General features: G+C 68.4%; 15 protein-coding genes. 7 read left to right on the top strand and 8 right to left on the bottom strand.

Features of this window, described 5'->3' with window-relative positions; genetic code table 11:
* Positions 1-5 precede the first annotated feature (5 nt).
* Both H8838_RS11985 and H8838_RS11990 read left to right on the top strand, forming a co-directional pair.
* Complete coding sequence (locus H8838_RS11985; RefSeq protein WP_185996338.1) at positions 6-1,385, top strand: MmgE/PrpD family protein; 1,380 nt, start codon at positions 6-8, stop codon at positions 1,383-1,385.
* A gap of 8 nt (positions 1,386-1,393) precedes the next feature.
* Positions 1,394-2,497, top strand: coding sequence for a pyridoxal-phosphate-dependent aminotransferase family protein (locus H8838_RS11990; protein WP_185996339.1), 1,104 nt, complete (start codon positions 1,394-1,396; stop codon positions 2,495-2,497).
* A gap of 55 nt (positions 2,498-2,552) precedes the next feature.
* Here H8838_RS11990 and H8838_RS11995 read toward each other — a convergent pair whose 3' ends face one another.
* Together H8838_RS11995 and H8838_RS12000 are read right to left on the bottom strand one after the other, a co-directional pair.
* Complete coding sequence (locus H8838_RS11995; RefSeq protein WP_181311302.1) at positions 2,553-4,049, bottom strand: TRAP transporter large permease; 1,497 nt, start codon at positions 4,047-4,049, stop codon at positions 2,553-2,555.
* Entirely contained in the window at positions 4,046-4,543 is a 498-nt protein-coding gene (locus H8838_RS12000; RefSeq protein WP_181311303.1) for a TRAP transporter small permease, read from the bottom strand. Before H8838_RS12000 ends, H8838_RS11995 begins: the two co-directional genes overlap by 4 nt.
* Positions 4,544-4,868: 325 nt before the next feature.
* On the opposite strand from H8838_RS12000, the gene H8838_RS12005 reads away from it, so the two are divergent.
* A complete protein-coding gene (locus tag H8838_RS12005) occupies positions 4,869-5,303 on the top strand; it encodes a universal stress protein (RefSeq protein ID WP_181311304.1) in 435 nt (144 codons plus the stop codon).
* 110 nt (positions 5,304-5,413) lie between these two features.
* Here H8838_RS12005 and H8838_RS12010 read toward each other — a convergent pair whose 3' ends face one another.
* The 3 genes from H8838_RS12010 to H8838_RS12020 form a co-directional block, all read right to left on the bottom strand.
* Positions 5,414-6,535 (bottom strand): TRAP transporter substrate-binding protein, encoded by a 1,122-nt coding sequence (locus H8838_RS12010; protein WP_185996340.1) that lies wholly within the window; start codon positions 6,533-6,535, stop codon positions 5,414-5,416.
* A gap of 278 nt (positions 6,536-6,813) precedes the next feature.
* The gene (locus H8838_RS12015) at positions 6,814-7,359 is read right to left on the bottom strand and encodes a nuclear transport factor 2 family protein (protein WP_181311306.1); all 546 of its coding nucleotides are present in this window, start codon (positions 7,357-7,359) and stop codon (positions 6,814-6,816) included.
* 370 nt (positions 7,360-7,729) lie between these two features.
* Entirely contained in the window at positions 7,730-9,466 is a 1,737-nt protein-coding gene (locus H8838_RS12020; RefSeq protein ID WP_224766097.1) for an FAD-binding protein, read from the bottom strand.
* A gap of 26 nt (positions 9,467-9,492) precedes the next feature.
* On the opposite strand from H8838_RS12020, the gene H8838_RS12025 reads away from it, so the two are divergent.
* Positions 9,493-9,984, top strand: coding sequence for a MarR family winged helix-turn-helix transcriptional regulator (locus tag H8838_RS12025; protein WP_224766098.1), 492 nt, complete (start codon positions 9,493-9,495; stop codon positions 9,982-9,984).
* Positions 9,985-10,004: 20 nt separating this feature from the next.
* Here H8838_RS12025 and H8838_RS12030 read toward each other — a convergent pair whose 3' ends face one another.
* Positions 10,005-10,667, bottom strand: coding sequence for a DUF6629 family protein (locus H8838_RS12030; RefSeq protein ID WP_219924141.1), 663 nt, complete (start codon positions 10,665-10,667; stop codon positions 10,005-10,007).
* A 285-nt stretch (positions 10,668-10,952) separates the two neighbouring features.
* Here H8838_RS12030 and H8838_RS12035 point away from each other — a divergent pair, with 285 nt between their 5' ends.
* From H8838_RS12035 to H8838_RS12045, 3 genes are all read left to right on the top strand, one after another.
* Positions 10,953-11,594, top strand: a complete 642-nt coding sequence (locus H8838_RS12035; RefSeq protein WP_185996342.1) for a hemerythrin domain-containing protein — start codon at positions 10,953-10,955, stop codon at positions 11,592-11,594.
* A 130-nt stretch (positions 11,595-11,724) separates the two neighbouring features.
* Positions 11,725-12,021, top strand: a complete 297-nt coding sequence (locus H8838_RS12040; RefSeq protein WP_181311309.1) for a DUF4193 family protein — start codon at positions 11,725-11,727, stop codon at positions 12,019-12,021.
* Between the two features lie 175 nt (positions 12,022-12,196).
* Entirely contained in the window at positions 12,197-12,640 is a 444-nt protein-coding gene (locus tag H8838_RS12045) for a PGPGW domain-containing protein (RefSeq protein WP_185996343.1), read from the top strand.
* Positions 12,641-12,650: 10 nt separating this feature from the next.
* On the opposite strand, the gene H8838_RS12050 is transcribed toward H8838_RS12045, so the two are convergent.
* Together H8838_RS12050 and H8838_RS12055 are read right to left on the bottom strand one after the other, a co-directional pair.
* Positions 12,651-13,079, bottom strand: coding sequence for a PPOX class F420-dependent oxidoreductase (locus tag H8838_RS12050; RefSeq protein ID WP_219924142.1), 429 nt, complete (start codon positions 13,077-13,079; stop codon positions 12,651-12,653).
* A gap of 113 nt (positions 13,080-13,192) precedes the next feature.
* Complete coding sequence (locus tag H8838_RS12055) at positions 13,193-13,843, bottom strand: TetR/AcrR family transcriptional regulator (RefSeq protein ID WP_185996344.1); 651 nt, start codon at positions 13,841-13,843, stop codon at positions 13,193-13,195.
* Between the last annotated feature and the right edge of the window lie 38 nt (positions 13,844-13,881).

Consider the following 13,881-nt stretch of genomic DNA (forward strand, 5'->3'; position numbering starts at 1 on the left):
AACTGATGTCCACCTCCGGACCGCTGCCCGTCCTGGGCGTCAGCACCGACGATATCGTGTCCAGCCTGCGCGCCATGCCGCCCGCCCAGGGGGCGACACTCACCTCAGCGGTGCACTGCGTGCTCGACACGGTGGCGGTGGCGATCGCGGCAGCGGACGAGACTGTCGTCCAGGCCGTCCTGCGCGACGCCCTCGAGGAGGGCGGCCACTCCCGGAGCAGCATCTGGGGCCACGCAGCCTCCCTCACCCCCGCCCAGGCTGCCCGGGTGAACGGCACGGCGGCCCACGCCCTGGACTTCGACGACGTCAGCTCTCTCATGGAGGGACACCCCTCCGCTCCCCTGCTCCCGGCCGTGCTCGCCATGGCCGAGAGCAGGGGGGCCTCAGGCCACCAGCTCCTGGATGCCTTCGTGGTCGGTTTCGAGGCAGAGGCCCTGGTCGGCCGGCTCGTCTCCCCCACCCACTACGCCGACGGGTTCCACAGCACCGCCACCGTGGGTGCGCTCGGTGCCGCGGTCGGCGCCTCGCGCCTGCTCGACCTGCCGCACGAGGCATGGCTCGACGCCCTGGGCATCGCCGCCTCACGTGCAGCCGGACTGAAGTCGATGTTCGGCACCATGACCAAGTCGCTCCAGGTGGGTGCCGCAGCCGAGAGCGGTCTGCGTGCCACCCTGCTCGCTGCCCGTGGGGTCGACTCCGACAAGGACGTGCTCGCCTCCTCGCAGGGCTTCCGAACCACCCTGTCCGACGAGAGTGGTGTGCCGGAGCGGTGGGGCTGGCGGCGCTCTGCCGTCAACGACGTGCTCTTCAAGTTCCATGCCGCCTGCTACCTGACCCATTCGGCTGTCGAGGGCGCCCGGGCACTCGCCCGCGAAGGACTCTCACCGACCGAGGTGTCCTCGATCGTGTTGCTGGTGCCCCCGGGTCACCTGGCGGTGTGCAACATCGAGTCCCCCCGGACTCCCCTGGAGGGCAAGTTCAGCCTCCGCTTCACCACCGCGATGGCCTTGACGGGACGCACGCTCGGGGAGGAGGACTTCACCTCCGACAATCTCGGAGCCCCGGACGTGGTCTCCCTGATGGAGCGGACCACCGTGAGAGCCCGCGACACCAACACGATCCGCTCGTCTCAGGTCACCGTGACGCTGACGGACGGCACGACCCGCGTGGTCGAGGTCGACGTCAACCGCCCCACGCCGGAGGACGAGCTCGCCCTCCGCGAGGAGTCGCTGGTCGCGAAGTTCCGTTCCCTGGTGACGCCCCGCCTCGGCGCGGCCGCCACCGAGGAGCTCCTCCTGGCCGTGCTCGACCTGCCTCGGTCCCCGGACCTGACGCGGCTCACGCAAGCACTCACCAACGCCCCGGCGCCACCCCCCACCTCCTGAGGAGACCCATGCCAACGGTTCACCGGCACCTGTTCGGGCCCGGTCCTTCCAACCCCTACCCCGAGGCGACCACCGCCCTGTCCAAGCCGCTGCTGGGACACCTCGACCCTGAGTTCCTGGCCCTGATGGACGCCACCAGCGCGATGCTGCGGCGCGTCTACGGCACTCAGAACTCGCGGACACTGCCACTGAGCGGCACCGGCTCTGCCGGGATGGAGGCGGCCTTCGTCAACACCGTGCGCGAGGGCGACGCCGTCGTCGTCGCCGTGAACGGCCTCTTCGGCCAGCGGATGTGCGAGGTCGCTCGCCGGTGCGGTGCCGAGGTCGTGCCTGTCGAGCACGCCTGGGGGACCCCGGTCGACATCGACCGAGTCGTCGCGGCCCACCCCTCCCCCACCATCATCGCTGCCGTGCACGCCGAGACCTCGACCGGCGTCCTCTCCGACGCGCGAGCCTTGGGTGAGGCGGTGCGCGCCCACCATCCCGATGCTCTGCTCCTCCTCGACACCGTCACCTCACTGGCCGGTTCCGAGGTCCTCCTTGACGCCTGGGGGGTCGACGTCGCCTACGCAGGCACGCAGAAGTGCCTGGGCGTACCGCCGGGCCTCGCGCCGTTCACGATGTCGGACCGCGCCTATGAACGACGCGTGAAGGATCCCCGCTCCTGGTACCTCGACATGGGGCTCCTCAGCCAGTACGCAGGCGAGGCAGGCGGCAGCGCCGCTCGCGCCTACCACCACACGGCGCCGGTCGGCATGGTCGTCAGCCTGCACGACGCGCTGGAGCGCATCGAGGCCGAGGGGCTGCAAGCTGTCCAGGACCGGCACCGCGAGGCAGGCAGGCTCCTCCAGGACGGCCTCCTCGATCTGGGTCTGGAGCTCTTCGTCCCCGCACAGCACCGTCTCCCCCAGCTCACGACCGTCGTGGTTCCCGAGGGGGTGGACGCAGCCTCCGTCCGGCGTCGCCTGCTGGAGACGCACCACATCGAGATCGGCGCCGGCGTCGGTCCGCACGCGTCGTCGCTGTGGCGCATCGGACTGATGGGGCACAACGCGCGCCCCGACGCCGCCCTCCTGGTACTGGCCGCCCTGCGCGACACCCTCGGGCGCTGAGGCACGTCACTGCGGCCCAGTCCGAGGACCGGGCCGCAGTGTGGTGGGCGGAGGATCAGGGCGCAGCCATGCGGTCGGGCAACCAGGTCGCGATCTCCGGGAAGGCGACCATCAAGGCGATCAACAGCAGCGGAACCGGGATCACCCAGCAGGCAGCGGTGAGGACCGTGCTCAGCGGGATGCGCTGGCCGATGTTCACCTTCGTGTCCTGAAGGATGCCGTGGACCACGTAGGACAGCACTCCCACAGGCGGCGTGATCATGGCGAGCTCCATCAGGATGACCACGAAGACGCCGAACCAGATGGTCGAGATGTCCAGGGGCGCCAGCAGCGGCAGCAGCACCGGCACGGTGAGCAGCATGATCACGAGGGACTCCATGAACATGCCCAGGACCAGGTAGACGATCGTCACGAGGACCAAGAACTCGACGCGTCCCAGCTCGAACTTGATCACCATCTCGACGAATCCGTCGGCCAGCCCGCTCAGCGAGAGCAACCGGCTGAACATGTGGGCGCCGATCATCAGGAAGAACAGGGCACCGACCGTCGCCACGGTGGAGGAGACCGACTCGGCGACCGCGGAGAGAGGCTTCTCCTTGCGACGCATGGCGACCGCGATCACCAGTGCCCCCAGGGCACCCACGGCTCCGGCCTCGGTGGCGGTGAACCAGCCCCCGTAGAGACCTCCCACCACGACCGCGAGGAGGACCGGTGCAGGCCAGATCGGGACCAGTGAGGACCACCGCTCGGACCAGGACGAACGCTGGCGCTCTGACCTACCGCCGAAGGCAGGCCGGAGGATGCTCACCACGGTGAACGTCGCGACGAACAGGAGTGTCAGCAGGAGGCCAGGAACGAGGCCGGCCATCAGCTGCGGGCCCACCGAGGTCTGCGCGACCCCGGAGTAGATCACCATCAGCAGGCTCGGCGGGATGAGATGAGCCAAGGTCCCGGCTGCCATCACCGACATGATCGCCATGCGGCGGTCGTAACCGGCGCGCAGCATCTCAGGCATGCCGGCTCGCGTCAGTGGGAAGACGCTTCCCAGCGTGGACCCGGAAAGGGAGGCGAAGCCTGCGCCGGCCACCGTGGTGCCGCCGGCCAGACCACCGGGGAGCCATCCGACCCAGTGCTTGGCGGCACCGTAGAGGTGGCCGGTGATGCCGGAGTGGAACAGGAGGACGCCCATGAGGACGAACATGGGGATCACGGTCAGCGACCACGACGCTGCGGTGTCGAACGGCGTACGCTGCAGCGTCCCCTCCACCGCGCGCACTCCCACCATCGCCCACAGGCCGAGGAGACCGGGCACGGCCGTGGCTACCGCAACCGGGATCTTCAGCGCGAGCAAGCCCAGCATCATGACGATCGCGGCCGTACCGATGCCCTCCGAGGACGCTCCCGTCCACATGGATGCCGCCGACCCGACCACGACTGCGGCGAGCACGATCCGCCACGTCCAGAGCTGACGCTGAGTGGGAGGAGTCCGCCTCTCGGTCTGGTGCTGGACCTCCACGGCCTCAGCAGGTGCGACCTCGTTCAAGGTGCTCATGCCACCCCTTCCTTCCTGGTCTTGCCCGTACGGACCACGGCGAGCCCGTCCACGGCCATCTGGATGCACAGCAGCCCCAAGCCGACCGGCGCGACGAACATGAGGGGCCAGATCGGCACCCAGGAGGAGGACGAGGTCCTCTGGACTCGCATGGCCTCCGTCGCCTCCACGAAGGTGAAGTAGCAAGCCGCGAGGCTGAAGACCCACACGAGCAGGGAGCCCACGGCAACTGCTTCACGCTGGATGGCCCGCGGCATGCGCACGTAGATCAGGTCAGCCGCGATGTGCTCCCGCTGGGAGTAGGCGACGCAGATGCCCGCGAACACCATGATCGGCATGAACCAGAACGTGCCCAGCTCAATGCTGCCGGAGATCGGGCTTCCCACCGTGCGAGCGACCGCGCCCGCCACGGTGACGATCATGAGTCCGAACAGCGCCACGCCGGCGATGACCGTCAGGAACTTCTCCAGCCGCCGTGAGCCCAGGGCGCTCACCGACGCCGTCCCGTCATCTGGGCGCTCCGGCGCCCCTCGTGCTCGCCAGGACGGGCGCGCCCGGCGATCACCAGTTCCACTTCAGTTGTCACTTCTTGCTCCTGTGCCAGGGGGGAGGGTCCAGCCGCGGGCCGCACGTCAGGCGCCTGGGGAGGGCGCGAGCAAGGTTTGTCGGCTGTCCAACTATTCATGGTTAGCCAACCATAATGTGTTCTGCAGCACAAGATGCGTCTGCGACTTTGACAGCAGTTCACGCCTGAACTTGCCTCCCAGGAGGCATGATGAAAACTTGCTGTCCAGTCAACACGATTCTTAGGGGTAGGTCATGGAGAGCGTCATCATCGCCGGAACCGATGGGAGCGCCACTGCTCTCACCGCACTGCGCCGAGCAGCCAGCCTGGCTTCGGCCCTCGGCCGGCAGCTCGCAGTCATCTCGGCCTTCGGGCACGCCAGCACTCGCCAGATCCAGCTCGACGGCGAATCCGTGACGATTCACCCCGAGGCCGCAGCGGAGGCCGTGGCACACGAGGCCGCCGAACTGATTCAGCGGGAGTTTCCCGGCCTTGACGTACTGCCGCTAGCCGTCCAGGGCCGCCCGGCTGACGCACTCGTGGAAGAGGCGGAGCGACGCGTCGCCGACCTCATCGTGGTCGGGAACGTACGCACGCAGGGCCTCGGACGAATCCTCGGCAGCGTCGCTTCCGACGTCACGCACAAGGCGAGCTGCGACGTCTACGTGGTCCACACGATCCAGTCCTGAGCTCCGGGAGACGGCGGAAGCCCCGGACCGCTGGCGCAGTCCGGGGCTCCTCGTTCGCCACGCCTTGCTGGGAGTGGAGCTGCCGCCTCCCGTCATTCACCGCACGTGGATCACGCGGGTCGGTACTCGCCCAGGGCCTCGTCGAGCACCTCGGCGAAGAAGCCCTGCAGCTCCACGTCATTCTTCTCGACCCACTGCGGGAAGTCCTCGAAAGCCACGTCGTCATCGCCCAGCCCGAGTGCTGCGACCTTCTCGCGCCAGGTGTCGCGGGCCGCTTGGGCGTCCGCCACGATCTCCTTGCCGGACACCGATCCGTAGGTCTTGGCGGCGATCGCCTCGAGCTTCTCGTCGTGGTAGGAGGTCAACGCAGTCACGTCGCTGCTCGACCACGTGTCGACCTGGACGTCGTACTTCTCCGCCAGTGCGTTCACGTCGACGGCCGGCTTGACCAGGGCCCCTTCTGCGAACGAGGCGAGGAAGACGTCCAGACGGTCGAAGAGCAGCTGCTGGGCGGCCAGCGGGAGGGACTCCCAGACGTGCAGGCTGATGTCGAACCCTGCGGAGGCCGCGGTGAACGAGGCTCCGTCGAGGAGGATCAGCTGGTCGGCGATCTCCATCTGTCCAGTCGAAGCGAACGAGTTCAGGGCGTTCGCCTCACACTCAGTCACACCGCGCTGCATCGCGTCGTACGCCTCAGCGAACGGGATCTCCACGGGGGTCATGCCCAGGGCCTTGACCTCCTCTGCCAGGCCGGCAGTACCAGCAGCACGCACGGTCTTGCCCTGCGCGTCACCCGGGCCTTCCAGCGGGTCACCCTTGCAGATCATCCCGACGCCCGCGAACGGGAGCATGGGAAGGAGCGGGTACAGATCCTGGGTCTTGATCTCGTCACGGAGGTCGTCGTCAGCCGACTGCGCGATCGCGGAAGCAATCAGCTCGAGCCCTCCCGAGAGGGGAGCCGAATCCTGCAGGAAGAACGTCTCCTGCTTGGCCGCCGCGACGGGGAAGAAGTCCAGCCGCGTCCCGTATCCCCACAGGCCAGCGTCGAGAAGTCCGTCTGCCATGGCCTGTGACGCTTCCGACAGCGGCACCACAGCTCCGGAGTAGACGATGTCGAACGTGATCTTGCCGCCCGACCACTCCTCCACCGCCTTGCCGTAGGCCTCGGCCGGAATCGAGTTGCCGACGCCGGGCGCCTGGTTCGTGTTGACCTTGAGGGTCACGGGGTCCATGTCAGCAAGAGCCTCGACAAAGGCCTCCTTGCCAGACCCCCAGGAGACGGAGTCGCCCCCGCCTCCGCGCGGACCTCCCGCGCCACAAGCAGCGAGGCCACCAGCCATCGCCAGCGCCACAGCACCCACCACCACCGACTTCGCGCGTCGCACTGCAGTCACAGCCGTCCTCAACTCCTCGTCAACCAGCCATCAATGATTGATGGCCACACAGCAACTAATGCTGTGAGTCGCCGGGGTTTCCGTCAAGGGTTTGCTGGTACTTATTTGTTGTCCGATCACCAATCGCTGTCGTAGATGGGGTCCCGGGGGTAGACGTCACCGCGCGCAGCCCCCGACGGAAAGCCGCCGAACATGTTCTCCAGGCTGGCGTTCGTGGTGAACTCACCCACGTGGTCGGTGATGACCACCCGTCGGAGGACCTTCCACTCGGACCCACGACGCTCGCACAGGTCCCGATAGCGCCCCCCTTGCAGCTGGCGGACACCGTCGGTGCGGACCATCACGTACACGAAGACGCTCTCGCGACGCGCCCTGTCGCCGTCGAGCTCCACGTGCACATTGGTGAGGTAGTGCTGCGAGACGTGCTGCGTCTGCTTGTGTCGCGCGAAGGTCCACTCGCAGAACTCGTGCGCAGAGCCGACGAAAATGCCGTGGTCATCCGTCGCGTCGGGCCAGAACGTCGACTTCATCAGTTCCAGGTCCTTACGGTCCTGGCCACGGCAGTAGAGCACCGCGTTCTCGTACAAGGCCTGCTTGTCAAGCAGCCCCTCAAGGTCGGCGAGCGTGAGAGCTCGACGAGACCCGGCGCTGTTCGTCGTCATGCGCATCCCCTGGTGGCGTGCGGGAGGTGATACTTGATTGTCAACCAAATATACTGTGCCCCGGCGTCAGCGCCATGGCGCCTGGCCGCTCCATCTCCTCGCCAACGACCCCCAGCGCACCCTGCGTGGACAGGGTCTGCTCGCTCAACGTCCGGCTCACGCACGCTAGGAAGGGTGCCGTCGTCGGGGCCTCGCCGGCCACAGGAGGCGGCTTTGCCCCGGCGATCAGCTGCTGCCCCCTCAGCGGAAGCGTGCGTGACGTCTCTGGCGCTCGTCGTTGTTGGCCCAACCAGAAGATGCCCGGACGAGCAGAGGCGCGCCCCGCACATCTTCGGGGCGCGCCTCGTCTCCCAGCTGGCAGAGGGGCAGATCAGTGCTCGGCGAGGATGTCGTCGACCGCGGCGTACCCGAGGGTGATGCCCTGGCCGATCGTGGCGCCCGGTCCCGGGTAGACACCGCCGAAGACGTTGCCCGCCGCGTTGCCGATCGCGTAGAGGTTGCTCATCTTCGTGCCGTCGTTCTTGTAGACACGTGCCGTCTCGTCCGCCCGAAGGCCGCCGCAGGTGCCGAGGTCACCGGGGACGACCTTCATGGCGTAGTACGGGCCCTTCTTCGCCAGGGGGCGCAGGTTCGGGTTGGGCGTGTTCGTCGGATCGCCGTAGTAGCGGTCGTACGCAGTCTTGCCGCGACCGAAGTCGTCGTCCTGACCCTGGGCTGCGAGCTCGTTGAACCGCGCGACGCCACCGGGCAGATCAGCGACGCCGATCGTGGTTCCGAGCTCCTCGATGCTATTCGCCTTAAATGCGATCCCCGCGTCGAACCATTCCTTCGGGATTCCCATTCCTGGCATCTTGACCCCGCCCATGACGTAGGACTTCACAAACTTGTTGTCGAAGATCAGCCAGGCGGGAAGGTGGGGAGCTTCGCCGTCGTCCAGCCCGAGAATCGCTTCTCCGGCTCGCATGTAGTCCGTCGACTCGTTGAAGAACCGGTGGCCGGATCCGTCGACGATGAGCGTGCCGGGCAGGGAGCGCTCGGCCAGCGCCATCATCGGCGGGCTCTCCGGGTCAGGGCTCTTCAGTCCCGGGAACCACCAGGTCTTGTCGAGGAGAGTCAGGTCGAGTCCGTGCTTCTTGGCCAGGTCGATCGTGTCGCCGACGTTGCCCTTGGCGCCGAACTGCCAGCCCGCCTCGATGGCAGTCGACTGGTACTCGTGGCGCTTGTCGAGGTCCCGGTCGAAACCGCCTGCCGCGAGGATGACGGCGCGGTTGGCCTTGATCCACTGCTCCTTGCCGTCGCGCTCCACGACGATGCCGACGACCTTGTCGCCCTCGAGGACGAGGTCGACGAGCGGGGTGCAGTTCCACAGATGGACGCCTGCCTTGCGAGCGCTGACGAGGAGACTGGCGGCGAGTGCCTGGCCGCCGGCCGCGTAGTCCTTGCCGAGGGCCATGCCGCCGATTCCCTGGGCGACGCGGCGCGCGATGCGCCAGCTGGCCTTGTCCGGCCGCTTCGTCATGAGGTTCATCCACTTGAAGTCGGCACCGGTGATGGGCATCGGGATGGGAGCCGCGATGCCGCTGGCCTGGAGCAGCTCCCGGTCATCCCCGAGCTTGTTGAGGTCATAGGGTGCCGGCTCGACGGAGCGGCCGGTCGCCGAGCCACCGGGGTGGTCGGAGAAGTAGTCGGCGTACTCCTTCATGTGGATGAGCTTGAGATCGGTGTTGGCGAGGATCGCGTCGACAGCCTTCGCGGCGTAGTCCAGGTGGGTCTGCCAACGTGCCTCGGGTCCCTCGTCACCGACGACGGCCCGCAGATAGGTCTCGGCTCGGCTGCGCGTGTCCTCCGCACCGGACTTCAAGGCGATGCTGTTGCCCGGCATCCACATGCCGCCGCCAGACAGGGCAGTCGATCCACCGAAGAGCTTGTCCTTCTCGACGACCAGGGTGGAAAGTCCCTGCTTCGCGGACAGGAGGGACGGGAAAAGACCCGTTCCGCTCCCCACCACGATGACGTCGTAATGATGGTCCCAGGACTGCTCGGTCATTTCCTCGATCATCTCCTCGCGTTTAGTTTGTTCCTGAATCGTATTTGTCGAGGCGACCATCGAAATGGTTGGACTACTCTCACCATATGGACGACGAACGACGCGAGTCAGCGGTCGATGAGGCGGCCGCGGCACTGGCTAGGGCGGTGCCGAGGTTCACGCACTGGTTCACCCGCGGCGACGTCGGAAGAGCGATGCTCGCTGATACCGACCCGGCCCTGTCCAGGACCGATGCGTGGCTGCTGGGACGGGTGACGGACACGGGCCCCCTGCGGCTCTCCGAGCTCGCCGAGTGGCAGGAGGTCGACCGGTCCACGATGACCACCCAGGTTCGTCGGCTCGAGACTCTCGGCCTGGTGACCCGGGCGCCCGACCCACGGGACGGTCGCGCCGTCCTGGTGAGTGCCACGTCCGCCGGGGTCGCGCGACACCGACGCACGGAACGAACCGCCCGCGCCGTCTACCACGAGCTCCTGGCCGACTGGCCCGAGGACGATCTCCGCCAGGCAGCCCATGCCTCAGACCGTCTCGCCGAGACCCTCGAACGGCGCGCGAGCACCCCGTTCACCCTCGAGTAGGCGCTGCGCCGACGGTCACCTCAGGTCGGCGCCAACGCCCGACCCTCGAGCCGGTGGAGGTCTGGCAGCCGGCGGCGCCGCACCATGTGCACGGCGACCAGCACGGAGGTCAGGGCCGCATAGACGCACCACAGTGACGCGAACGCCTGCACGTAGACGAGGGCGACGACGCTCAGCCCGACCAGGTTGAGCAGCCCGAACGCGACGATCGACGGATAGCCCGACAGCACCGACGGGCCGATCACCGCGACGACGTACAGCACCGCCCACATCGGCCCATACGCCAGATCGACGTCGTAGACCAGGGCGTGCGGTTCCTCCCTGACCCGGACCGGGCCGTCCAGCACGGCCCACAGCAGGTACGCCGCGACCACCGCGCCCAGCCCGACGAACGGCGCCACCCGCGCACGCCTTCCCTGCGGCTCGAGCAGCAGCACCGCCAGCGGCACGAACAGCGGGAGGAACGGGAGGGCGAAGAGCACGTAGATCAGCGCGGCGGCCTGCTGGACACCGGCCGACACGTAGTCGGACGCGCCGTGCCAGACGAGAGCCTCGGTCAGCTGGTGGAGGGCGAAGAGCAAGGGCAGCGACGCGAACGGCAGCTCCCGGGCCGTGCGCACCTCGTGCAGGCAGACCGCAGCGACGGGGAGCAGGGCTACCCCTGCGGTCAGGTCTGCGCTCATCGAGAAGCACACACTCACCCCGTACCCCCACCTGACGCATGCAACCTCGTGCGGCTGGGCGGTCCGGTGCCGGGATCCCCGTGATCACGTCCGTGGAAGTCAGCTTCGCTGCCCCATCCGCCGACTTCATCGGCCTCAACTTCTTCCGGCGTCAGCTCGACCTCTCCGCTCTTCGGACACTTCTCAGGCGCACTCCGCGCCTGGCGAGACCGACGGCGAGACCGACGGCGGGACCCCCGATCCTGGGGATCCCCAGCGGCCGACGGCCCGACCTACATTCGTGCCATGACCGGGCCGCAGATGAGCATGAACAAGGTGATCCAGGGCGCGGTCCGGCGTGACCTGGACCGCTTCGTCAGCGCCCTGGCTGCCTTCCCTGCGGGCGATCAGCGGCGCGCGGACGAGCTGCAGAGCGCGTGGGAGAACTTCGACGACCAGCTGCACCACCATCACACGGGCGAGCACGAGATCGCCTGGCCGGCCCTGCAACGGGTCGGGGTGAGTGCCGAGGTGCTGGCCGCCATGGATGCGGAGCACGACACGATGGCCCTGGCTCTGACCACGGCGGGCGAGGCGCTGGGCGCACTGGTCCAGACGCCAGACTCGGCGCGAGCGGCGGACGCACGCGCCGCGTTCGAGCAGCTCCGTGCCGTCACGGTCACGCACCTCGACCACGAGGAGGCCGAGATCGAGCCCGTGTACCTGGCGAACCACGATCACCCCGCTGTGGTCGAGATGAGCCGTCAGTTCAGCAAGGACGGCGGCCTCGCCTGGGGCGGCCGGTTCCTCACCTGGCTGCTGGACGGCGCGACGCCGCAAGAGCGCGCAGCTGTCGATGCCTCGGTCCCACGGCCGGTCCGTACAGTCCTCGTCGGGGTCTTCGGGCGTGACTATCGCAGGAAGGTCGCTCCGGTCTGGTCGAGGTGACGCAGGCGGGCTGCAGAAGGTGGTGCACGACACCTGCGGCTCAGGGTTTCGGGCTGCTCCTGACGCCGATGGCAGGTCGAGGGGCGGTACGCGGTTACGATGCGCCCGCTACCACCCGCGAGAGGACCGCATGGCCACCGATTACGACGCATCGCGCAAGACCGAAGAAGAGCAGAGGGAGGAGAGCCTCGAGGCTCGACGCCTCGCCTCTGGCGACCAGGACAAGACCTCGGGGAAGGTCGACGAGGACGAGGCGGAGACCGCCGAGTCCTACGAGCTCCCCGGCGCGGACCTGTCGCACGAGACCCTCTCCATCGAGGTCACCCCGATGCAGGCCGGCGAGTTCACCTGCACCGGCTGCTACCTCGTCCAGCACGGCTCCCGACGCTCGGCCCCGGGCGTCGATCTCTGCAACGACTGCGCCTAGTGCGACCTCGCCGCCGGCCACCTCGTCGAGGCGGCCGGCGGCGCAGTCCGTGTTCCTCAGCGGCACGCGTTGAGCCAGCGGTGTTGGCGATCGGCCTTAGGCTCGTCCGTACGGCGCGAGTGCCCGGACTTCCCGCGGCGACCCACGACCGCCCCACAACCACCAGGGGTCCGCAGTGAGCGTCAGGAACACCGGAAAGAACGTCCTGCTGCAGGGCGCAGGCTGGGTCCTCGTCCTCGCCGGTCTGGCCGCGCTCGTGCTGCCCGGCCCCGGCCTGCTGGCCCTGTTCGCCGGAATGGCGCTGTTGGCGACCCAGTACGAGTGGGCCGAGCGACGGCTGGCACCGGTGCGGAACGCCGCCTTGCGCACGGCCGCCGACAGCGTCCAGACCTGGCTGCGCATCGTGGCGTCCGTGATCGGCGCCCTCGTGCTCATCGGACTGGGCGTCTACTGGGGCATCAGCCTCCCGGCGCCCTCCTGGTGGCCCGTGGACGAGAGGTGGTGGCTGGTGGGCGGTTGGGGAACCGGCGCCACCCTGATCGGGTCCGGCCTCATCGCCCTCGGTCTGCTCGTCTACAGCTACGCGCGATTCCGGGAGCCGCGGGCCGGATCCGAGTGAAGCGACGGCGTCACTGGCTGCCGTCCGGCTGGTCGTTGTTCTTCTGCGCACCCCAGCCGTGGACGCGCTCGATCTCGATCAGGGCGCTCACCCGCGGGCGGTCCCGCTGCGGGTAGGGCCCGCCCTGGTAGTGGGTGGACAGCGCGTCGATGTCCGCGAGCCCTTCGTCGTCGTAGATCTCCACCACGTGCCCGATCAGGGTGACGTGGGTGTACCACGACCCCTCGTCGAGGACCGTGAGCGAGACCCGGGGGTCCTTGCGAAGGTGCTGGAGCCGCTTGCGCCCCTCGTCCATGTTGACGAGGATGCGGTCCTCGCGCAGCAGGTACCAGGTGGCTGCCGAGACCGGCTGGCCGTCCGAGCGGACGGTCGCGATCACGGCCGGGTTCGGCTTCTCGAGCATCTGCCGGGCCGAGTCGGTCAGGGACGTGGGGGGCATCGGGTCTCCGTTCATCGGGGGATGTTTCGACCCCGAGGTCGTCGGGGCGATCCGTCCGTACCCGAGAGCAGACTCGGCTATCGCCGCCGCTCCCCTTCCTGCCAGCGCTTCCCTCACCCCGGAGCCGCGAGGAACGTCCGGCTCCAGACCCGGACCAGCAGGTCGGCGTACTCCCGGGGCGTGCGGCCGGCCTCGGCGAGCAGCGTGAAGTAGTCGGGCGAGTTCATCGACCAGACCAGTGTGGCGATCTCGTCGACCGTCACGTCCGCGCGGAGCTCCCCCGTGGCCACCAGGTCCTCGGCGAAGAGCCGCATGTTGGCCGCGCGCCGCTGCGACAGTTCCTCGTACGCCGCTCGGCACGCCTGGTCCCGGGCACCCGCGGCACGCAGCGCACCCATCAGCGGGACGGTGCGCGGCAGGCGGGCGGCCAGGGCGGCGGCGTACAGCTCGATCTTCGCCGCGGCCATGCCCGCGACACGGATCTCCTTGACGTAGTCACGCTCCTCGGAACCCACCGGCTCGTCCGCGTCGGCGAGCTCCATGTCGTGGACCGCCAGCAGGATTCGGGGCTTCCGGCCGACCGAGGCGTAGACGGTGTCCACGGAGACCTCCGAGGCCTCCGCGATCGCGGCCACCGACGTGGCGTCGTACCCCTGGGTGGTGAACAGGTCGCGGGCGGCGGCGAGGACCCGGCGACGGGTCTCCTGGGCGGCGACCCGTCGCCGGGATGCGTCGTACCGGCGCGCCTTGACCTCGGAGGACATGGGTCCTAGCGTAGCAATATTCATCCGATGCTCATTCG

Source organism: Nocardioides campestrisoli (assembly GCF_013624435.2).
GTDB lineage: Bacteria > Actinomycetota > Actinomycetes > Propionibacteriales > Nocardioidaceae > Nocardioides > Nocardioides campestrisoli.